Raw genomic sequence first — 18,441 nt, 5'->3', positions numbered from 1 at the left:
TTCGTACAGACGCGAAGTCGAGTAAAGACAACAGCGACAGTGATTCCGCCGCGCGCTGACGACGAAAATCGGACCCGCGGCGTCTCACTCGCCTCTCACACATCGAAAAGGAATTTCCCATGCGCAACGGACCCTGGGCGAACACGCTCGCTGCCGCCCTCTGTCTGCTGTCGGCCTGCTCCGCTGGCGCCCAGCAATCCGGCCCGACGAATCTGGAACCGCGCGTGGTGGTGGCCGGCAAGAGGGGCGACCTCTCCGCGTGGTTCCGGGCCGAAAGCCAGCGCTTCGTCGTGTACTCCGACGCCAGCCAGGAAGACGTCACCCAGCTGCTGGACAACCTGGAGAAGCTCGACCATCTGCTGCGCATCTACACCCAGCCCCTGCGCCAGGCCGAACAGCCGGAACCCAAGCTGACGCTGTACTACCACAGCCGCGCCTCTGCCCTGGGTGAGATCGACGCCAGCGTGCCGGCCGATGCCGTGGGCCTGTACAGCAGCTGCACCTCCGGCGTCCAGGGGTTCGGGGTGCATCTGGAACGCGTCCCCAGCCTCCGCGACGAGCAGCTGGACAAGTCCCCGCTGAACGACACGCTGTCCTATGTCTTCGAGGCGTATGCGCGGCACTTTCTCTATCGCCATACGGACATCCGCACCCCGACGTCGTTCATCGATGGCTTCGCGCAGTACTTCTCCGCAGTGCGGTTCTCGGAAAAGCAGATGGTGGTGGGTCGAACACCGAAAGCCATCGCCCGCTACCTGAAGTTCATCGATGACGGCCGAAGGTACAGCCTCGAATACGACGACGTCCTGCAACACAGGCTCGCCAACGCCCACAACTACGCCGGCGACGCGGGCGTGCGCCTGGAGTTCGAGGCGAAGTCCTGGCTGTTGACGCACTACATGCTGTCAACGGAAGACAGGCGCAAGCGCCTGAACCGGTATCTCGGGCTCGTGGACCGCGGCGCTTCCCCGACGACGGCCTTCGAACGGGCCTACAACGTCAAGGCATCCGAGATCAGCGCGGTGATGTGGCGGTATGGCCTTCGGGGCATGGAGGCCCTGCGGGTGGCACAACCATCCCTTCCGGCTGCACGGCTGAGGTTCCATGCGCTGCCCCGCGCGGCGGGCGAATTCGTGCTGGCGGATGCCGCCTTGAAGGCGTGCCCGAACCGGCCAGCCGGGGAGGCGCTGCTGAAGAAGGTCGCCGGCCTGGCGGCGCAGTTCCCGAACGACGACCTGGCCCGCCTCACCTTGAGCCGGGCGCAGATCGACTGGGGCAACCCGCAGGACGCCCTGCCGGCGCTGAATGCCGTCCTGCAAGGGGATGACGCCAACTTCGAGGCCCGGTATCTGTTGGGCATGGCTAATCTGCGCCTGGCCGAGCGCAACGAGGGCGATGCCAGGCGCGCCTATCTCCAGGCCGCCCAGGGCCATCTGCAGCGCGCCCGCGGCTTGAACCCGCAATCGCCGGAAGCTGCCTTGGCCGTCTTCAAGACCGAAGTGGCCGCCACGGATGCCCCAGACAGTGCTGCGCTGCAGGGTGTCATCTCGGCCTGGCAGACCGCGCGCGAAGTCGACGCGCTCGCGCGTTCCGCAGCGCTGGCCTACGCCTATGCCGGCAATGCAGACGAGGCACACCAGACTCTCGTTTCGCTAGTACAGAACATGCGCGACGAGCCCACGGCTCAATGGGCCAGGCAGTGGCAGGGTCGCCTCAACGCAGGCGTAACCCGTGGCGACATCCTCGCCGAGATGCGCCGCGACCCCGTGCCCGACGCGCCCTTCAAGGAGTGGACGGTCGACAAGGAAAGCGTGATGCAAAAGGTGGAACTCAGCTACGCCCTGGAGATGGCGCAACCCTTCATCAAAGCCACGCAGGAGCAGCAAGGCAAGGCCGGGCAACCGGCAAGTGACCTCAGCGGCGGCAACCGGAAGAGGTAGGGCTGCGAACATCGCGCTGCAGGTACCGGTCACGCACCTGAGCGGTCGCGGACGGGGCCCGCTTGCCGATCCTCAGTCGTTACGCGCTCACTGCCCAGTTCCAAGCTTGAACACGCCAACCACCTCGGTCAGGCGCCGCGCCTGCTGACTCAGGCTGTCCGCGGCAGCCGCCGATTCCTCCACCAGCGCCGCGTTCTGCTGGGTCACCTGATCCAGCTGGTTCACGGCGTTGCTGACCTCTCCGATGCCAACGCTCTGCTGGTCCGCGGCGGCGCCGATCTCTGCAATCAGCGTCGCGACCTGCTGCACGTTGCGCACGATCTCTTCCATCGTCACGCCTGCACCTTCGACGAGCCGCACGCCGGCATCCACCCGCTCCACGCTCTCGCCGATCAATACCTTGATTTCCTTGGCCGCGGTCGCGGCGCGCTGTGCCAACGTGCGCACCTCGCCCGCAACAACCGCGAATCCGCGGCCATGCTCGCCCGCTCGCGCAGCCTCGACGGCGGCGTTCAGGGCCAGGATATTGGTCTGAAAGGCGATGCCGTCGATCACGCCGGTGATGTCGGCAATCTTGCGCGAGCTGGCACTGATGTTCCCCATGGTCGTGACCACCTCCGAGACGACCGCGCCGCCTCGCGTCGCCACCTTGCTGGCGGCACCAGCCAATGCAGCGGCCTCACGCGCGGACGCAGCGCTGCGCTGAACGGTGGCCGTGAGCTCCTCCATCGACGAAGCGGTCTCCTCCAGATTGGAGGCCTGCTCTTCAGTGCGCTGGGACAGGTCCGCGCTGCCGGTGGCGATTTCCTGCGAACCCGTCGCGATCGATTCGCTGCTCAGGCGCACCTGATCCACGATGCGCACCAGGCTCTGATTCATCGAATGCAGCGCCAGCAGCAGTTGGCCCGTTTCGTCCCGGCCATGCGACTTGATCTCCGAGGTCAAGTCACCGGACGCAACGGTCTCGGCGACGTGCAGCGCCTCGGCGATCGGCCTCGTGATTGAACGGCTCAGCAAGACGGCGATCAGGGTTGCAAGGCCCACGGCGACAGCCGACAGCAGGATCATGAGGAACTTCGCTGCAGCGGCGGTTTCCTTGGCCTCGGCGCCAAACTGCTCCATGCTCTCGGTCTGGGACCTGGCGAACTCCTCGACCGCATGCAGATAGACGCCTTGCAGCGGCAGGATGCCGGTGATGAGTTCTGTGCGCCCGTCCTCGACCTTTCCGGCCTTGATCATTTCAATCAGAGGCGCCTGGTGTTCCTTGAATTTCGCCCGGCCGTCGACCAGCGCCTGCAAGGCCGCTCGGCCCCGCTCGCTGTGCACGGTAGCCGTCAGCTTCTGGATGGCGTCGTTCACCACGGGCACGGAGGCCTCGATCTTGGCCAGCTCCTTGTCGACAACCCCTTTGTCGGAGGCGATCAATGCCGTCCTGATGGCTCGCAGCTGCGCGTTCACCTCGTTCTCGATGAGGTGAGCCAGCGACACCTTGACGAAACGGTCGTGCAGGATGATTTCGGTGCTGCCATTCACCGCGTTGATCTTCGTCACGCCGATGATGGCCAGCGCGGCCAGCAACGCGATGACCATTGCAAATCCCGCTGTCAGACGGGTCCCAATCTTCCAGTCTGTCGCAGCTTTCATGGCCGCCTCCTGTTGGTATGAGAGAACTGGTCTGCATCGCCAGACCACCGATTTATACGACTACTTGAGCCCCAGTGCCCACGCGATGCCGCCCAGCACGTGACTTTGGAAGGCTGGCATGAGCCACACATGCTCGTTGTGGCCCAGCGCTGTGTAGAACACCCGGCCCTTGCCGAAGTTCCGGCACCAGGAAATCGGAAAGTGCCCGGGCGCGTGGGTGTTCGGATGCCGATCCAGCACGAGCAGATCGTGCACGCCAGCGGGGTCATGGTTCTTGAAGACGTAGATCTCCTCAAGCTTGCCATCAAGGGTCCAGGTGGCGGGCAGATGGCGGTTCGCCGGGTGCGAGGCGTCGCGGTTGAGGGCTTCGATGCTCACCTGCTCGCGGTGATAGTCGAACTCGCCGCCCAGCATGTCGATGTAGGGGCGGTAGGCGTGCAGGGTGTCGGTGGCGCTGTGGATGCCGATGAAGGCGCCGCCGTCCCTGATCCACTGGATGAAGGCCTCCTTGTCGGGCAGTGGCAGCTCGCCCGTGGTGCTGGCGAAGACGATGCCGTCGTAGCGCTTCAGCGCCGCAGGATTCAGCTTGCGCTCCAGCATGGTTCTGACCTGCTCGGCGTAGACCGCCGCAGCGGTGCCTTCGACGGGCGTGACGGCCGCCAGCTCCACGTCGAACGAGCCGGACGACTGTCCGAGCGACGCCAGCACGCGTTCCGCCGTCTCGATGGAGCTGTGGCGAAAGCCCATCGTCGTCGTGACGATGAGGAGCTTCTTGGGCGGCGCGGCCAGGGCGTCGGTGACCACCCCGCAAGCCATGGCGGCGAGGCATGTGAGCCAGATAAAGCATTTCATCGGTCAATCTCCAATTGGGTGAGATTCAGAGGCCGCCGTCCCCGCTCTGGCATCGGACGGTCTCAGCTTCGGCTTTCGGCGGCGGCGGCGGGCAGTGTGACCGACGCATCGAATGACAGCGCCGCGAAGGCGAAGGGAATGCGGCGGCGCAGCGTCATCCTGCACACCAGCAGGCCCATCACGAACGAGCAGGCGAGGCGGATGAGCGCCACCCAGAAGCATGAGCATTACTCAAGGCCTCACCCGGGCTTCGCCCACGCGGCCTCGTCCGACCTTTGCAGGGCCGTGACGCCGACACGGCCGGCACGGGTGGATTCCTAAGCTCAGCGGCGTGGCACCTGCCCTGTCGAGGGCATGACGCTGCCACCCATCAAGCCAAAGGAGATCCCCATGACGAAGCAAATCCGCACCTCCCGCCTTTTGTGTGCCCTCGCACTGGTCGGCCTCGCCGGCGCGGCTTCGGCCAATCTGACCAAGCCCGTCTATTCGCAAGCCAAGGATGAGGTCAAGGCCATGTTCAAGGCCGAGCGCGACAAATGCGGTTCCCTTGCGGGCAATGCCAAGGACGTGTGCGTCGAGCGCGCCAAGGCTCATGAAAAGGTCGCCCTGGCCAACCTCGAATACCAGTACACAGGCACGGTCAAGGATCACAACGATTACCTGGAGTCCCGCTACGAGGCACGCTACAAGCTGGCCAAGGAAATGTGCGATGACAAGTCCGGCAATGCCAAGGACGTCTGCGTCGCCGAAGCCAAGGCCGAGCATGACAAGGCCAAGGCCGACCTGAAGGCCAACAAGGCGGTCGCGTCCGCGCAGTCAGATGCGCTTGAGACCAAGCTGAAGGCCGACTACAAGGTCGCCAACGAACGCTGCGATTCGCTATCGGGCGACGCCAAGGACAGCTGCCAGGCCAGCGCCAAGGCCCGCTACTTCCAGTGATGAGGCGCCACCGCTGCGATACCGCAGCGGTGGCATGACGAAAAAACGCCGGCTCTCGAGCCGGCGTTCTCGCACCTGGAGAAACGTTCAATGCGCCGCACTGGCCGCGGCGGGCATGCCGTCCGCCACCGCGACCACTCGCCCCGCCTGCGGCAGAGTCAGGCGGTTATCCACGCCACGCACGCCCTGTGGGGCTCCGGCCAGCACCGTGGCGCGCTCCTTGGCGGCCGCATCGGGGGCCGGGCCTTCCAGACGCACGATGCCGCCTGTCGTCGTCACCTCAATCCGCGGCGCGCTGAGGGCCGGGTCGGCAGCAAGCGCCGTCTTGACCTTGAGACTGATGCCCGTGTCATCGATGGCCGTGCCAACGCCGTCCACGGCGCTGCGCGAGGCCTCGACGGCCGCGTTCTGAGAATCCGTGACCGTTTGACCGATGCGATGGCCGAAGTTGCGCACGCTCGCAATCGCGTCATCGAGCTGGGTGCCCGGGGTGCGGGAGTCTTGCAGGGTGGCAACGGTGATCGCCGTGATAGCGGCGCCCAGGCCCAGTGCGAGGAGCCAGGCGCCAGCGCTAGAGCGCCTGCGAGGTCTCTCGTCGTCACGCAAGCGGCGTACGGGCGGTGCGACGGCAGGATCGGTGGACTCACCATAAGGCGGCAGACGGGCGCGCCAGTCGTCGGCGTGGGGGCTTGTGACGGGTTTCATGGCGATCTCCTGACGGGCCCGGTGGGCCTCACGCTGCAAGTCTGGCTGGCGGCCATGGCCCCACCCGTCAGCGAGTGCAGTCGCAGGCTGTAGGACCGCGCGCCACTGCATCGGCGCGTGCATGCGGGCTTCCCGTTGTCCGATAGCTGCTACTGCCGCAGGCCGACACCGCCGACGAAGCTCACCACCCATCATCCGACTCATCAAACCTTGAAGTGCTGCGCCATGAATCTCCGCCTGCTCTTCCCGCTGCTCGGCCTGTCTCTCGTCCAGGGTGTTCATGCCCAGGGCGTGCCAGCCAGTAGCGGCATGGGCGCTGGCATCGGTCTGGCCAGCCAAGCGACGCCGCAATACGCATCGGACCCCGAGCTGAATTGGCGCGACCCGCAATGGCTTAGTCGCCAGCGCGAACGCTCGCGCTGGCGCTATCAGCTGGGGCTCGAACAGCAACTTCGCTCACCCGCGCAGCTCGGGCCGCAAGCCGCCGTGCGCGAGGCCCTGTGGGCTGGCGTCAGCTACAACTTCAACACCAGGTTGAGTGGCGGTGTGGAAACTCCGGTCTGGCAGCGTGACAGCGGCTGGGCATCACGCATGGCTTTCGAACGCCCAAAGGGAGAAGGCTTGACTGGCTTGCGCGGTGCGTTCTCGTACCAGCTGAGTTCACAAAGCCGGCTGACGTTGCGCCCACAGGCCCGCCGCGTCATGCTCAGCTATTCAGCGACCTGGTGAACAGCAAAGCGGGCGCCTCAGCGCCCACCTGTCATCGACCGTCGGTTAGGTTGACTACGCCATCTGCGGAGATCGCCCGGCAGCCAGATCGGCGCAATAGTTGATCAGTTCATCGAGCTGGCGGCATTTATCGAACACGCGCTCTGCGCCCAGTGTGGCGCACCGGCGGCGCATGTCCTCGGTCGCGTAATTGGTCAGCACGATGCGGCGCGCCGCCATGCCCAAACGCTGGGCCGCACGCAGCACGCCCAGACCGTTGCCGGAATTCAGGAAGATATCGACGATGACCACATCGGCCTTCTGGGCGGCCTCACGGCTCATCCAATGCACGGCCGACTCCTCATCGCCGGCGCTGCCGATGACTTCGACGTTGGCCATTTCCTCGAGAGTGCCCGCTAGATTCTCACGGATCACGGGGCTGTTCTCGACGATGAACGCGCGCAACGCAGGCATGGCAAGCTCCGGTTCAGGCACGGGCCATCCAATCCTTCAACTCGTCGGCATGCTCTTCCTCGTCAGCCAGGATGTCCTCCAGCAGGCGCCGGGTCGTGGAATCCTTGTCCCCGACCAGATGGATCATCTGCCGGTAGCTCTCGACAGCAACCCGCTCGGCGATGAGGTTGGACTTGATCATGGCCTTGAGATCGTTGACGCCGTCGTAGTCCGCGTGGCTGCGCTCAGGCAGGCCCACAGGGTTGAAGTCGGGTTCGCCGCCCAGCTGCACGATGCGCTCGGCCAGCCGGTCGGCATGGCCCAGCTCCGCATCGGCATGGACGAGAAATTCCGCAGCAATGCTGGGCGATTCCAGCCCCGTGGCCATGAAGTGGTGCCGGCGGTAGCGCAGCACGCAGATCAGCTCGGTGGCCAAAGCACCGTTGAGGAGGCTGACGATGTCTTCACGCCACGGCCCGTAGGCCGGCGTGACCGCGCCATCATCGAGATGACCGCGCGCCGCCTCCAGGCCGGCCTCATCCAGTTGCAGAGGCCTTTGCTTGTCAACCATTGCGTGCCACCACGAGCTGGTTGTCCACTGAGCGAACACCGTTCACGGCGGAGGCCAGCGTCGTCGCGCGAGCCTGCGAGCCGGCGTCGGGGGCCGTACCGACCAGCGTGACGCGGCCGTCCTCGGCTCGCACGTCGATCTTGGTGGCCTTGAGCCTGTCATCGGCCATCAGCGCGGCGTTGATCTTGGTGACGATGGTCGCGTCGGTGGCGGCGTCAGCAGCGGCCGCAGTCGCGTCCTTCAGCTTGGTCTCCGCCTTGTCCACGGCTTGGCGGGCATCGGTCTTTGCCTCGTTACCGGCCTGCTTGGCGTCGGCGATTGCGCCGTCAAGCTTCTGGCCGGCAGTGCGTTCGTCGTTCTGCTTGCTGCAGGCGGCCAGGGCGGCGACCAGGGCCAGGGCGGCAATCAGCGGCGTGCGGGGGGTGGGGATGCGGTTCATCATGCGTCCTTTCTTCATCGCTGAAGGTGTTGGGAAAACGATGTGGGCAACTGTGGCGGCTGCGCCTGCGGCGCGGCGGCAGCCACGGCGCCTATCGGGTGTCGGACAACGCCGACTCGTTGCCAGTGGCGCATCTCCTCGCCACGGCGAACGTTCTGTTGAAGGAGGTCGACAAAGGCCGTCAGCAAGGCGGCGCCAAGTGCGGCGCTGAGGGCCAGCACGAGCCAAAGCGGCGGGAGGAGACGGGCCAAGGTATCGGCCAAGGTTTTCATCACTCGCTCCATGGTCTGCGTGACCTGAGCCGACTTTGCAAAAAACCGATGGCTCTGGCTACCGGCCACATTCGTGTGGGCCCGTAGGACAAGCGGCCGGCCTATACCCCTTGTAGGACAGCGCTGATCGCGCACGCCGTTTGCCCTCGCTACGCTTTACTCGTTATCACAACTGATTCGGAGCGCAACATGATTCGCATTGGCATCGTTGACGACCACGCCATCGTGCGGTCCGGCCTGCGTCAGTTCCTCGGCGAAAACGTCGACCTGCGCGTGACAGGCGAGGCCGGCAACGGCCGCGACGCGCTCGAGCTGGCGCGCACCGGCGAGGTCGATGTCTTGTTGATGGACATCTCCATGCCCGGGCAGAGCGGCGTGGATGCCTTGTCGGCCATCAAGACCCGCTTCCCCGAGTTGCCCATCCTCATCCTCAGCGGCTTCCCCGAGACGCACTACGCTACGGCGCTGCTGCGCCAGGGCGCCAGCGGCTATCTGAACAAGGAGTGCGATCCGGAGGAGATCGCCAACGCCATCCGCACCGTCGCGCGCGGCCGGCGCTACATCAGCCCGGCCGTGGCCGAGTTGCTGGCCGACGGCGTCGCCGGGGGCGGCTCCGACCGGCCGCTGCACGAGTCGCTGTCGGAGCGTGAACTGCAGGTCTTCCTGCGCCTGGCCAAGGGAGAGACGGTGGGCGACATGGCCAAGGCCATGTTCCTCAGCGTCAAGACCGTCAGCACCTACCGCACCCGGGTGCTGGAGAAGATCAAGCTTGAGACCAACAGCGACCTGACCTATTACGCACTGAAGAACGGGCTGATCCAGTAAGCGCAGCCCGGAAATGACAACGGCCCCTGACGGGGCCGTTTTTGCGAAGCCGGCTTGGCTCAGCGACCGATGTTCATCGGCGCCATGGACATGGAGGCACGCGATTGGGTTGCAATGCGGCGCTCGAGGTCGGCGTGGTCAATGGCGCTGGACAGATAGCGCTCTTCGACGTCCGAGACGGTGTCAACGGTCAGCGCGGTGCGCAGAGATTGCAGCAAGTTTTGGATCAGGCTCATGGTGGTTTGGGCTCGTGGCCCGCTCGTTGATCTAGGGTAAACCCGATTATAGGGTAAACACTAGATCCAACGTGCGCAGCCCAACCTCGGTCGAACGTGGATTCATTCCGCTTCGAGGGCAAGGCCGGCCTGCGCCCAGGCGTCGATGCCGCCTCGCAGCACACGGGCCTGGTGCCCCCTGGCCTTCAGCCACTGCGCGGCGCGCGCGGCGGACACATCGTTGGGACAGGCGCAGTAGGTGATGAACTCCGCCTCCAACGGCCAGCCTGCCAGGGCCGCGTCGCCCAGGGCGCCGAGGTCGAGATGGCGCGCGCCGGGAATGCGGCTGCCCAGCGGCACGCCACGCACATCGACGAAAACGACATTGCTGCCCTGCTGCATCAACGCCAACACGTCGTCGGGGCCGAGGCGCTCAAGACGGCTCAACTCGCGTCGGACGGCGGCGCGCCGCCACAGCCGCCAGCCGAGATAGGCGGCGACGATCGCTGCGCCGAGGGCCAGGGCGGCACCGCCCAGTTGGCTCAGCTCCCGCAGCACGGCATCGATCTGCGCATGGAAGACACGGCCGGCCGCCAGGCCCGCGGCCGCCCAGAGGGCCGAGCCGAGCAGGTTCCAGGTCAGGAAGCGCCCCGCTGTCATGCCCAGGGCACCCGCCAGCGGCGGCGCGAGCATGGACAGTCCCGGCACGAACTTGGCGATGAGCAGGGTCAGCACGCCCCGGCGGGCGAAGCTGATCTCGTTCTGGCGCACGCAGCTGTCCGGCGAGATGGAAATGCGGCACAGCGCCGCCAGCACGCGCCGTCCCAGGCGCCGGCCCGCCCAGAACCAAAGCACATTGGCCACCATCGCCGCCAGCGTGATCGCGGCGAAGGCGCGCAACGCGAAGCCCTCGCGTGCCGCTGACTCCGCGCCCAGCAGCAGCAGCAAGGGCGTGGACGGCAGCGGCGCGCCGAGCTGGTGCAGCAGCACGGCGACGGCCACGGCAAGCAGGCCGTAGCGGGCAAAGAGATCGATCAGCAGTTCCATGATGTTGCTTGACAGCATAGTGCGCCGTGGCCTGTCCACGCTTCGGCCGGCCATTCGTGATGTAGTTGATTACATTACGCCACCATGCCAACCGACCTCTGGAGCCAGTTCGATGCCGCGCCGCTGGCGCTGACGCTGCGCGTGGCCCTCGTCGCAACGGCGCTGGCCCTGGCGCTGGGCGTGGCCCTGGGCTGGGTGTTCGCGCGCACCAGGCTCCCGGGCCGAGGCCTGCTGGAGGCCATCTGCATGCTGCCGCTGGTGCTGCCGCCGACCGTGCTGGGTTACGGCATCCTCGTGCTGATGGGTCGGCGCAGCGTGCTCGGTGGCTGGCTGCGCGAGCACTTCGACTACACCATCATCTTCAACTGGCACGGCGCCGTCATCGCCTCGACGCTGGTGGCCCTGCCGCTGGTGCTCAAGGGCGCCAGCAGCGCCTTCTCCCAGGTCGACCGCAACCTTGAAGCCGCCGCGCGCACGCTGCGCCAGTCGGGCTGGAGCACCTTCCTGCGCGTGACGCTGCCGCTGGCCTGGCCCGGCATCCTCGCCGGCACGCTGCTGGCCTTCGCCCGCGCGATGGGCGAGTTCGGCGCCTCGCTGATGGTGGCGGGCTCCATTCCGGGCCAGACCCAGACCGCCTCCATGGCCATCTACGACGCCGTGCAGGCCGGGCGCGACGACCTGGCACTGATGCTCGCCCTCATCGTCTCGGCCGTGTCGGTCGCCATCCTCGTGCTGTCCAACCGCTTTCTGCAAAGCTCGCCGTCATGAAGCGCCTGCTGCTCCTGTTGACCGCCATTCCCTTGCTGGCCTCGGCTCAGCAACTCACCGTCTCGGCCGCCGCCAGCCTGACCGACGCCTTCAAGGAGATCGCCCCGCGCTTCGAAGCGGTCAAGCCCGGCGCGACGCTGCGCTTCAACTTCGCCGCCTCCGGCGTGCTGCTGCAGCAGATCGCCCAGGGCGCACCGGTGGACGTCTTCGTCAGCGCCGACCAGGAGACGATGAACCGCAGTGCCGACCAACAGCTCATTGCCACCGGCACTCGCCGCGACTTCGCGAGCAACACCCTGGTCCTGGTGGCGCCGCCGGACAGCCCCGTCAGGCGTGTGGCCGACCTGACCTTGCCCACCGTAAAGCGCATCGCGGTTGGCAAGGTGGCCTCCGTCCCCGTGGGCCAATACACGCAGCAGGCCCTGGGGGCCGCACAGCTCTGGTCGGCGGTGAGCCCCAAGCTTGTCTTCGCCGACAACGTGCGCCAGGTGCTGGACTACGTCGCTCGCGGCGAGGTGGAGGCCGGTTTCGTCTACCGCACCGACGCCGAGATCGCCAAGGACAAGCTGCGCGTGGTCGCGGCGGTCGGCGGCCACACCCCCATCACCTACCCGGCCGCCGTCGTGGCGGGCAGCCGGCAGGCCGCGTTGGCGCGAGACTTCGTCGCCTTCCTCGGCGGGGCCGAAGCCCAGGGCATCCTGGCCAAGTACGGTTTCGGCAAACCTTGATCGACGTTCGCCTGCAACTTTCAGTCAGCGACGCCCGGCGCCGCTTCGACCTCGACGTCGCCTTTGCCACCGACGCGCCCTTCGTCGCCCTTTACGGCCCGTCGGGCGCCGGCAAGTCGCTGACGCTGCAGGCCATGGCCGGACTGCTGCCAGTGCGCGCTGGGCATATGAAGCTCAACGGCCTCGCACTGCTGGACACCGCCGCCGGCATCAACCTGCCGCCCGAGGCTCGTGGCGTCGGCTATCTGTTCCAGCACTACGCCCTGTTCCCCCACCTCAGCGTGCGCGACAACATCGCCTTCGGACTGACGAACTGGCGCAAGCGTCTGAAGCCCGAGGACGCGGCGCGGGTGGACGAGCTGATCGAATCCTTCGGCCTCACGGCCATGGCGCGCAGCAAACCGGCCACGCTCTCCGGCGGCCAGCAGCAACGCGTGGCGCTGGCGCGGGCGCTGGCCTGCAACCCCAAGGTGCTGTTGCTGGACGAACCCTTCGCCGCCCTGCACAGCGCGCTGCGCCGCGAACTGCGCACTGAGCTGCAGCGCGTGCTGGCGCAACGGGGCATCCCGGCTGTCATGGTCAGCCACGATGCCGACGACGTTCTGACGCTGGCCGACGAGATCGTGCTGATCGATGGTGGCCAGGTCAGCCAGCGGCTGCAGGCCGACGACTCCGAACTGCGCGCCCGACTGCTATGAGCACCCCCGACCACCCGCTGCTGCAGGGCGAGCTGCGCCTGGCCGGCCGGCTGGACGGCCGCTTCTTCGACCTGCTCGCGGCTCTCGCGCTGACCGGCTCGCTGCAGAAGGCCGCCCGCGCCACCGGCTACAGCTACAAGGGCGCCTGGCTGGTACTGGATGCGGCCACGGCGCTGACGCACTCACCGCTGGTCGACAAGGCCACGGGTGGCGCCGGTGGCGGCGGCACGCGACTGACTGCCGAGGGCGATGCCCTGCTCGCCGCCTGGCGTGAACTTCAGGCCCGACACAGCGCCTTCCTGCACGAACAGGCCGCCTGGCTGGCCACCCAACCGGCGCTCGACGCGCTGCTGAAAAGGATGAGCATGAAGACCACCGCCCGCAACCAGTTCTTCGGCCGCATCTCGGGCGTGAACCCCGGCCCGTCGACGACGACGGTGCGCGTCGCGCTGGACGGCGGCCAGCATGTCACCGCCTCACTGACGACCGAGGCCGCGCTGGAACTGCAGGTGCAGACGGGCCAGGAGGCGCTGGCCCTCGTGAAGTCCAGCGAGATCGTGCTGGTGACGGATTTCGGCGGCTACAGGCTGTCGGCCCGCAACCAACTGGCCGGCACGGTGTCGCGCGTGGAGCGCGGCGCGGTGTCGTCGCTGATCGGCGTGACGCTGCCGGGCGGCACGGTGGTCACGGCGAGCGTCACCAATGACGCGGTCGACGGCCTCGGCTTGGCCGTGGGGCAAGCGGCGACGGCTGTGTTCAAGGCCTACGCGGTGATGCTGGCGGTCCGCGCCTAGAGCCCCAGGTCACTCAGGCTCGGATGCTCATCCGGCCGCCGGCCCAGCGGCCAGAAGAACAGCCGCGCCGATGTCGCAATGGGCAGGTCGTTGATGCTCGCAAAGCGCCGCCGCATCAGGCCCTCTGCGGTGAACTCCCAGTTCTCGTTGCCATAGCTGCGGTACCAGTGGCCGGAGTCGTCGTGCCACTCGTAGGCAAAGCGCACAGCGATGCGGTGGTCGCTGAAGGCCCASAGYTCCTTGATGAGGCGGTAGTCCAGYTCRCGCRCCCACTTGCGCACGAGAAAGCCATGCACCTGCTCGCGGCCGACCGGGAATTCCGCGCGGTTGCGCCAGACCGTGTCGTCCGTGTAGACGCCGACGACGCGGTCGGGGTCGCGGCTGTTCCAGGCGTCCTCGGCCATGCGAACCTTCTGCACCGCACTCTCGTGCGTGAACGGCGGCAGCGGCGGCTTCATGCTCAGTACGTCTTGTAGGGAAGGAACTTGCCGCTCATGACGATGCTGACCCGGTCGCCGGCCGCGTTGGGCTCGCGCTGCAGGTCCATCTTGAAGTCRATSGCGCTCATGATGCCGTCGCCRAAYTCTTCRTGGATCAGCTCCTTGAAGGTAGTGCCGTAGACGCTGATCAGCTCGTAAAAGCGGTAGATCAGCGGGTCGGTCGGCACACTGGTCGGCAGGCTGCCCTTGTAGGGCACGACCTTGAGCCACTGGGTTTCGCACTCGGTCAGGTCGAAGTGCTTGGCCAGCTTGGCGGCCTGCTCGTCGTTGAAGGTCATYTGGCCSAGGCAGCCGGCGGTGACCCAYTCYTTRCTGAGGCCGATGTCGGCGGCGACGTCGGCCCACTTGATGCCTTTGGCGACCTTGGTGGCGATGATTTTTTCGGTGACTTCGAGGCGGCTCATGCTTGGCTCCTGTGAATGGCGGGGTGGGTGTCGAGGGAAACAATTTCGGCGGTCTGAAGCCCGGGGCGAACCTCGGGCGGCTGCTCCGGCGCGCGGCCATGCGACAGCGTGGCGCTGCGCTCGACGAGGAAGTCGACGAGGTGATTGCGGATGCGATAGAACTGCGGGTCGTGGTGCAGCGACGCGCGCTGGCGGTCACGGCTCATCGTGTTGACGACGATCTCCGCCACGCGCGCCTGCGGGCCGTTGGCCATCAGCAAGATGCGGTCGGCCAGCAAGATGGCTTCGTCCACGTCGTGCGTGATCATGAAAACGGTCTGGCGCGTGGCGGCGCAGATCTTCAGCAGCTCGTCCTGGATGGTGCCGCGCGTCAGCGCGTCCAGCGCGCCGAAGGGCTCGTCCAGCAGCAGCATGCGCGGCTCGATGGCGAAGGCGCGGGCGATGCCCACGCGCTGCTTCATGCCGCCGGAGAGCTGGCTGGGCTTCTTGTCCAGCGCGGGCGTGAGACTAACGAGGGCGACGTATTTCTCGACCTGCGCATCGACCTCGGCGCGCTTCCAGCTCGGCCATTTGCTGCGCACCGCAAAGGCGATGTTCTGGCGCACCGTCAGCCACGGCATCAACGCATGGCCCTGGAACACGACGCCGCGCTCCAGCCCTGGCGCATTCACCTCTCGCTGGGCCATGAAGACATGGCCATTGCTCGCCTGCTCCAGCCCGGCCAACACGTTGAGGATGGTCGTCTTGCCGCAGCCGCTATGGCCGATGATGCAGACGAACTCGCCCTCGGTCAGCGTGAAGTTAACGTGATCGAAGACGGTCGCATCGCCGTAGCGCTTGGCCAGGCCCTGGACTTGCACGAGTTCAGTCGGCATAGGTCACCGCCTTCTGCGCGCGGGCGAAGAGCAGGTCCAGCGCCATGCCGACGAGGCCGATGACGAGGATGGCGAAGATGACGTTGGGCAGGCTGAGGTTGTTCCACTCGTTCCAGACGAAGTAGCCGATGCCCGTGCCGCCCACCAGCATCTCGGCCGCGACGATGACGAGCCAGGCGATGCCCATGCTGATGCGCATGCCCGTCAGGATGGTGGGCGCCGCCGCCGGCAGGATGACCTCGAAGGCACGGCGCAGCGGGCTCACCTCCAGCGTGCGCGCCACGTTCAGCCACTCGCGCCGCACGCCGGCCACGCCGAAGGCCGTGTTGATCAGCATCGGCCACAGGCTGCAGATGAAGATGACGAAGATGCCGCTCGCGGCCGAGTCCTTGATCGTGTAGAGGGCCAGTGGCATCCACGCGAGCGGCGAGATGGGCTTGAGCACCTGGATGAAAGGGTCGAGCGCGCGGTAGATCAGCGGGCTCATGCCGATGACGAAGCCCAGTGGGATGGCGACCAGCGCCGCGAGCAGATAGCCCAGCCCCACGCGACCCAGCGAGTACCCCAGTTGCAGGCCGATGCCCTTGTCATTGGGGCCGCGGTCGTAGAAGGGTTCGGACAGGTGGTGAACGACCGTGCGGCCCATCTGCGCGAGCGTCGGGAAGCCGCTCTTCGCCGCCACCGGCGTCGCGTCGACGGGCTTGCCCATCAGCTTGGCGTATTCGATCTGCTCGGGCGTCATCGCCGCTGCAGGTGCGGCGCTGGCGCCGCTGCCCAGCGTGGCCAGGTGCCACAGGCCGAGCAGGCAGATCAGCAGCAGCAGTGACAGCAGGCCGGCGCGGAAGGCGAGAGACGGCTTCATGTGCGTTTGATCGCGAAGCTGTTCACGTAGGCGTCTGGCTTGGCGGGATCGAACTCCTTGCCCATCACCTTGAACTTCGGATAGCCGCCCGTCTTGTCCTCGGGCACGGCCTGATCGAGCGCCTTCATCTGCTTGCGCGCGTCGGTCAGCAGGAACACCTTTTCGGCGATCTGTTTGTAGTTCACGTCGCCCTTCAGATAGCCCCAGCGCTTCATCTGCGTGAGCATCCACACGGCCATGCTCTGCCAGGGCATGGGGTCGAAATCGGCACGGTCCGGCACGACCTTGACGTTGCCCAGGCCATCGGCGAACTTGCCCGTCAGCACTTGGGCGATGACGGTCTCGGGTTGGTTCAGATAGGCCTGCGGCGCGATGACCTTGGCGATCAGTTCGCGGTTCTTGGCTTCGCGGGCCATGGCCGCGGCGGTCAGCACCGCGCGGTACAGCGCGATGAAGGTGTTGGGGTTCTTCTGAATGAACTCCGTGCTCGTGCCGAAGGCGCAGCAGGGGTGGCCGTTCCACAGCTCCTTGGTCAGCAGGTGGATGAAGCCCACCTCCTCGTACACGGCGCGTTGGTTGAACGGGTCCGGGCCCAGGAAGCCGTCGATGTTGCCGGCGCGCAGGTTGGCCACCATCTCGGGCGGCGGCACCACGCGGATCTGGATGTCGCGGTCCGGGTCCAGCCCCGCTTCCGCCACGTAGTAGCGCAGCAGGAAGTTGTGCATCGAATACTCGAAGGGCACCGCGAACTTGAAGCCCTTCCACGTCGCCGGGTCGCGCTTGTCCTTGTGCTTGACGCTGAGCGTGATGGCCTGGCCGTTGGTGTTCTGGATCGTGGCCACGTTCATCGCCGTGGCAGGCGCACCCAGGCCCAGGCTGATGGCCAGCGGCATCGGCGACAGGAAGTGCGTCGCGTCGTACTCCTTGTTGATCATCTTGTCGCGGATCAACGCCCAGCCCGCCGTCTTCACGACTTCCACGTTCAGTCCCTGCTTGGCATAGAAGCCGAGCGGGTGGGCCATGATCAGCGGCGTGGCACAGGTGATGGGGATGAAGCCGATCTTCAGGTCCTTCTTCTCCAGCGAGCCTTGACCGCCCTGCGCCATGGCCTGCAACGAGGCGATCGGCAGCACGCTGCCGATGGCGGCCATTGCGGTGTTGCGGCCGACAGCCCTCAGGAAGCGGCGGCGCAGCGCGTCCTGCGGGAACAGCGCCTTCACGATCGTGGCTTCGACGAAGCTGGCGGACTCGGCCTCGAAGTCGGCCGTTTCGCTGCGTTCGCGCAGTTCGGCAGCAGCATGGTCAGCAGCGCTGGCGTGCTGGCCGCAGGCGCAATGCATCAGCAAAGGCCGGTCGGCGTCGTAGGGATCGTGGGTCATCGAGTGCTCCTCAGGATGGGAGCGACTCTAGGAATCAGTGCGTCGTCGCGGAATCGTGGGGGGCGGCGAGTTTTTGTAGGGCTGGAACTACCAGGGAAAACCTGGGTCTGCAGCGGTTGGCGGCGGCGGGGCGAGAGCCAGCGCCGCTGGCATCATCAGGCGTCAACGCACGGCAGAGAACTTGTAAGTGCGCGCCGCTTTTGACGGAAATTTAATGCTGTATGGAATGCAGTGGAACGGGAGAATTTTTGTGTTGATTCAAGCACTTGCCTGCGCCGCAATGCGCCGATCTAGAGCGCAGCGCGCCTGCCTAGGCAGCGCCGCCTGTCTCCACAGAACACGTTCCCTTGATCTACTGCTACAGCAAACCTAGCAGCATAGCGAAATACTGTATGTTTATACAGCGTCGAAAAACTGCTAGCTTGCGCTGCGTAGCAGGCGCGCTCGCCCAAGCGGGCTTGGTGCGGACGAGCCAGCAACGCAGCGTGAACGTATCAGCCTTATCGGGGCTTTTTGGCGCACAGAACGGTCCGCCAACCACCTCTCGGACATGCCCCGCATTAGCTCCAGAGAGAATCGGGTAGCCGGGGGTATTTAGCCCCCAGCCCCCACACCACCCACCGTGCGGGTCCGCAGTGGGCGGTTCAACCAGTTGGCGCGCTCGACGAAGCCGTTATGTCGAGTAGCCCTGGGCCTTGCACCACAGAGCTTGGACGCTGACCAATCCTTGCGCTTTCAACCACGCGTTGGACATCGCCTGCTGTGTCACCGGGGTCCGTGCCATGTGCCAGTAGCCGTGGCTGCTGACCCCGTGCTGGATAGC

23 protein-coding genes are annotated in these 18,441 nt (G+C 66.2%); 8 read left to right on the top strand and 15 right to left on the bottom strand.

The genetic code is table 11. The features are described from left to right. The first annotated feature begins 119 nt into the window (after positions 1-119). Entirely contained in the window at positions 120-1,940 is a 1,821-nt protein-coding gene (locus ACXJKM_RS28910; RefSeq protein WP_457356506.1) for a hypothetical protein, read from the top strand. Between the two features lie 87 nt (positions 1,941-2,027). On the opposite strand, the gene ACXJKM_RS28905 is transcribed toward ACXJKM_RS28910, so the two are convergent. From ACXJKM_RS28905 to ACXJKM_RS28895, 3 genes are all read right to left on the bottom strand, one after another. Further along, a complete protein-coding gene (locus ACXJKM_RS28905; protein WP_457356505.1) occupies positions 2,028-3,584 on the bottom strand; it encodes a methyl-accepting chemotaxis protein in 1,557 nt (518 codons plus the stop codon). A gap of 60 nt (positions 3,585-3,644) precedes the next feature. Beyond that, positions 3,645-4,400: a ThuA domain-containing protein gene (locus ACXJKM_RS28900; protein ID WP_457356504.1), complete on the bottom strand. Its 756-nt coding sequence runs from the start codon at positions 4,398-4,400 to the stop codon at positions 3,645-3,647. 98 nt (positions 4,401-4,498) lie between these two features. Beyond that, positions 4,499-4,648 (bottom strand): hypothetical protein, encoded by a 150-nt coding sequence (locus ACXJKM_RS28895; RefSeq protein ID WP_157281602.1) that lies wholly within the window; start codon positions 4,646-4,648, stop codon positions 4,499-4,501. Positions 4,649-4,826: 178 nt separating this feature from the next. On the opposite strand from ACXJKM_RS28895, the gene ACXJKM_RS28890 reads away from it, so the two are divergent. Then, positions 4,827-5,375 carry a hypothetical protein gene (locus ACXJKM_RS28890; protein ID WP_056199530.1) on the top strand — a complete coding sequence of 183 codons (549 nt, stop codon included), beginning with the start codon at positions 4,827-4,829 and terminating at the stop codon, positions 5,373-5,375. A gap of 87 nt (positions 5,376-5,462) precedes the next feature. Here ACXJKM_RS28890 and ACXJKM_RS28885 read toward each other — a convergent pair whose 3' ends face one another. Then, complete coding sequence (locus ACXJKM_RS28885; protein ID WP_457356503.1) at positions 5,463-6,080, bottom strand: BON domain-containing protein; 618 nt, start codon at positions 6,078-6,080, stop codon at positions 5,463-5,465. A gap of 225 nt (positions 6,081-6,305) precedes the next feature. Here ACXJKM_RS28885 and ACXJKM_RS28880 point away from each other — a divergent pair, with 225 nt between their 5' ends. Beyond that, positions 6,306-6,809 carry a hypothetical protein gene (locus ACXJKM_RS28880; RefSeq protein ID WP_457356502.1) on the top strand — a complete coding sequence of 168 codons (504 nt, stop codon included), beginning with the start codon at positions 6,306-6,308 and terminating at the stop codon, positions 6,807-6,809. 54 nt (positions 6,810-6,863) lie between these two features. Here the strand turns inward: ACXJKM_RS28880 and ACXJKM_RS28875 are convergent, their stop codons facing one another. The 4 genes from ACXJKM_RS28875 to ACXJKM_RS28860 are packed head-to-tail and all read right to left on the bottom strand — an operon-like array spanning position 6,864 to position 8,523. Further along, positions 6,864-7,262, bottom strand: a complete 399-nt coding sequence (locus tag ACXJKM_RS28875) for a response regulator transcription factor (RefSeq protein ID WP_457356501.1) — start codon at positions 7,260-7,262, stop codon at positions 6,864-6,866. A 13-nt stretch (positions 7,263-7,275) separates the two neighbouring features. Beyond that, positions 7,276-7,812 (bottom strand): ferritin-like domain-containing protein, encoded by a 537-nt coding sequence (locus ACXJKM_RS28870; protein ID WP_457356500.1) that lies wholly within the window; start codon positions 7,810-7,812, stop codon positions 7,276-7,278. Beyond that, positions 7,805-8,251 carry a BON domain-containing protein gene (locus ACXJKM_RS28865; protein ID WP_457356499.1) on the bottom strand — a complete coding sequence of 149 codons (447 nt, stop codon included), beginning with the start codon at positions 8,249-8,251 and terminating at the stop codon, positions 7,805-7,807. The genes ACXJKM_RS28870 and ACXJKM_RS28865 overlap by 8 nt, the downstream gene beginning before the upstream one ends. Before the next feature lie 14 nt (positions 8,252-8,265). After that, positions 8,266-8,523 carry a hypothetical protein gene (locus tag ACXJKM_RS28860; protein ID WP_457323593.1) on the bottom strand — a complete coding sequence of 86 codons (258 nt, stop codon included), beginning with the start codon at positions 8,521-8,523 and terminating at the stop codon, positions 8,266-8,268. A gap of 189 nt (positions 8,524-8,712) precedes the next feature. Between ACXJKM_RS28860 and ACXJKM_RS28855 the strand changes: the two genes are divergently transcribed. Next, positions 8,713-9,348, top strand: a complete 636-nt coding sequence (locus tag ACXJKM_RS28855; protein WP_056197556.1) for a response regulator — start codon at positions 8,713-8,715, stop codon at positions 9,346-9,348. A gap of 59 nt (positions 9,349-9,407) precedes the next feature. On the opposite strand, the gene ACXJKM_RS28850 is transcribed toward ACXJKM_RS28855, so the two are convergent. Beyond that, positions 9,408-9,584, bottom strand: coding sequence for a hypothetical protein (locus tag ACXJKM_RS28850; RefSeq protein ID WP_157281608.1), 177 nt, complete (start codon positions 9,582-9,584; stop codon positions 9,408-9,410). A 102-nt stretch (positions 9,585-9,686) separates the two neighbouring features. Further along, positions 9,687-10,610 (bottom strand): VTT domain-containing protein, encoded by a 924-nt coding sequence (locus tag ACXJKM_RS28845; protein ID WP_457356498.1) that lies wholly within the window; start codon positions 10,608-10,610, stop codon positions 9,687-9,689. An 84-nt stretch (positions 10,611-10,694) separates the two neighbouring features. Between ACXJKM_RS28845 and modB the strand changes: the two genes are divergently transcribed. The 4 genes from modB to ACXJKM_RS28825 are packed head-to-tail and all read left to right on the top strand — an operon-like array spanning position 10,695 to position 13,598. After that, positions 10,695-11,378: a molybdate ABC transporter permease subunit gene (modB, locus tag ACXJKM_RS28840; RefSeq protein WP_457356497.1), complete on the top strand. Its 684-nt coding sequence runs from the start codon at positions 10,695-10,697 to the stop codon at positions 11,376-11,378. Continuing rightward, positions 11,375-12,106 carry a molybdate ABC transporter substrate-binding protein gene (modA, locus tag ACXJKM_RS28835; protein ID WP_457356496.1) on the top strand — a complete coding sequence of 244 codons (732 nt, stop codon included), beginning with the start codon at positions 11,375-11,377 and terminating at the stop codon, positions 12,104-12,106. The genes modB and modA overlap by 4 nt, the downstream gene beginning before the upstream one ends. Continuing rightward, complete coding sequence (locus tag ACXJKM_RS28830) at positions 12,103-12,804, top strand: ABC transporter ATP-binding protein (RefSeq protein WP_457356495.1); 702 nt, start codon at positions 12,103-12,105, stop codon at positions 12,802-12,804. Before modA ends, ACXJKM_RS28830 begins: the two co-directional genes overlap by 4 nt. Beyond that, complete coding sequence (locus ACXJKM_RS28825) at positions 12,801-13,598, top strand: TOBE domain-containing protein (RefSeq protein ID WP_457356494.1); 798 nt, start codon at positions 12,801-12,803, stop codon at positions 13,596-13,598. Before ACXJKM_RS28830 ends, ACXJKM_RS28825 begins: the two co-directional genes overlap by 4 nt. Here ACXJKM_RS28825 and ACXJKM_RS28820 read toward each other — a convergent pair. Genes ACXJKM_RS28820 through ACXJKM_RS28800 form a run of 5 tightly spaced genes read right to left on the bottom strand, consistent with a single transcriptional unit; the run spans position 13,595 to position 17,618 of the window. Then, the gene (locus tag ACXJKM_RS28820) at positions 13,595-14,056 is read right to left on the bottom strand and encodes a nuclear transport factor 2 family protein (protein WP_457356493.1); all 462 of its coding nucleotides are present in this window, start codon (positions 14,054-14,056) and stop codon (positions 13,595-13,597) included. The two genes, ACXJKM_RS28825 and ACXJKM_RS28820, sit on opposite strands and share 4 nt — an antisense overlap. Before the next feature lie 2 nt (positions 14,057-14,058). After that, positions 14,059-14,502 (bottom strand): cyanase, encoded by a 444-nt coding sequence (gene cynS / locus ACXJKM_RS28815; RefSeq protein WP_457356492.1) that lies wholly within the window; start codon positions 14,500-14,502, stop codon positions 14,059-14,061. Continuing rightward, positions 14,499-15,377, bottom strand: a complete 879-nt coding sequence (locus tag ACXJKM_RS28810) for an ABC transporter ATP-binding protein (protein WP_457356491.1) — start codon at positions 15,375-15,377, stop codon at positions 14,499-14,501. The genes cynS and ACXJKM_RS28810 overlap by 4 nt, the downstream gene beginning before the upstream one ends. Further along, the gene (gene ntrB / locus ACXJKM_RS28805) at positions 15,367-16,239 is read right to left on the bottom strand and encodes a nitrate ABC transporter permease (RefSeq protein WP_457356490.1); all 873 of its coding nucleotides are present in this window, start codon (positions 16,237-16,239) and stop codon (positions 15,367-15,369) included. The genes ACXJKM_RS28810 and ntrB overlap by 11 nt, the downstream gene beginning before the upstream one ends. Next, on the bottom strand, positions 16,236-17,618 hold the full coding sequence (locus tag ACXJKM_RS28800; RefSeq protein WP_457356489.1) for a CmpA/NrtA family ABC transporter substrate-binding protein: 1,383 nt from the start codon (positions 17,616-17,618) through the stop codon (positions 16,236-16,238). Before ACXJKM_RS28800 ends, ntrB begins: the two co-directional genes overlap by 4 nt. Between the last annotated feature and the right edge of the window lie 823 nt (positions 17,619-18,441).

The organism is Roseateles sp. P5_D6, from assembly GCF_054049415.1.
This window is presented reverse-complemented; position numbering and strand designations above follow the sequence as displayed.

Bases quoted from the DNA above. Each gene is read 5' to 3' on its own strand.
- ntrB (WP_457356490.1), bottom strand. From the start codon at position 16,239: ATGAAGCCGTCTCTCGCCTTCCGCGCCGGCCTGCTGTCACTGCTGCTG.
- ACXJKM_RS28865 (WP_457356499.1), bottom strand. From the start codon at position 8,251: ATGAACCGCATCCCCACCCCCCGCACGCCGCTGATTGCCGCCCTGGCC.
- ACXJKM_RS28885 (WP_457356503.1), bottom strand. From the start codon at position 6,080: ATGAAACCCGTCACAAGCCCCCACGCCGACGACTGGCGCGCCCGTCTG.
- ACXJKM_RS28900 (WP_457356504.1), bottom strand. From the start codon at position 4,400: ATGGCTTGCGGGGTGGTCACCGACGCCCTGGCCGCGCCGCCCAAGAAG.
- ACXJKM_RS28810 (WP_457356491.1), bottom strand. From the start codon at position 15,377: ATGCCGACTGAACTCGTGCAAGTCCAGGGCCTGGCCAAGCGCTACGGC.
- ACXJKM_RS28880 (WP_457356502.1), top strand. From the start codon at position 6,306: ATGAATCTCCGCCTGCTCTTCCCGCTGCTCGGCCTGTCTCTCGTCCAG.
- ACXJKM_RS28905 (WP_457356505.1), bottom strand. From the start codon at position 3,584: ATGAAAGCTGCGACAGACTGGAAGATTGGGACCCGTCTGACAGCGGGA.
- modA (WP_457356496.1), top strand. From the start codon at position 11,375: ATGAAGCGCCTGCTGCTCCTGTTGACCGCCATTCCCTTGCTGGCCTCG.
- ACXJKM_RS28850 (WP_157281608.1), bottom strand. From the start codon at position 9,584: ATGAGCCTGATCCAAAACTTGCTGCAATCTCTGCGCACCGCGCTGACC.
- ACXJKM_RS28825 (WP_457356494.1), top strand. From the start codon at position 12,801: ATGAGCACCCCCGACCACCCGCTGCTGCAGGGCGAGCTGCGCCTGGCC.
- ACXJKM_RS28855 (WP_056197556.1), top strand. From the start codon at position 8,713: ATGATTCGCATTGGCATCGTTGACGACCACGCCATCGTGCGGTCCGGC.
- ACXJKM_RS28870 (WP_457356500.1), bottom strand. From the start codon at position 7,812: ATGGTTGACAAGCAAAGGCCTCTGCAACTGGATGAGGCCGGCCTGGAG.
- ACXJKM_RS28845 (WP_457356498.1), bottom strand. From the start codon at position 10,610: ATGGAACTGCTGATCGATCTCTTTGCCCGCTACGGCCTGCTTGCCGTG.
- ACXJKM_RS28890 (WP_056199530.1), top strand. From the start codon at position 4,827: ATGACGAAGCAAATCCGCACCTCCCGCCTTTTGTGTGCCCTCGCACTG.
- ACXJKM_RS28875 (WP_457356501.1), bottom strand. From the start codon at position 7,262: ATGCCTGCGTTGCGCGCGTTCATCGTCGAGAACAGCCCCGTGATCCGT.
- modB (WP_457356497.1), top strand. From the start codon at position 10,695: ATGCCAACCGACCTCTGGAGCCAGTTCGATGCCGCGCCGCTGGCGCTG.
- ACXJKM_RS28800 (WP_457356489.1), bottom strand. From the start codon at position 17,618: ATGACCCACGATCCCTACGACGCCGACCGGCCTTTGCTGATGCATTGC.
- ACXJKM_RS28910 (WP_457356506.1), top strand. From the start codon at position 120: ATGCGCAACGGACCCTGGGCGAACACGCTCGCTGCCGCCCTCTGTCTG.
- ACXJKM_RS28860 (WP_457323593.1), bottom strand. From the start codon at position 8,523: ATGAAAACCTTGGCCGATACCTTGGCCCGTCTCCTCCCGCCGCTTTGG.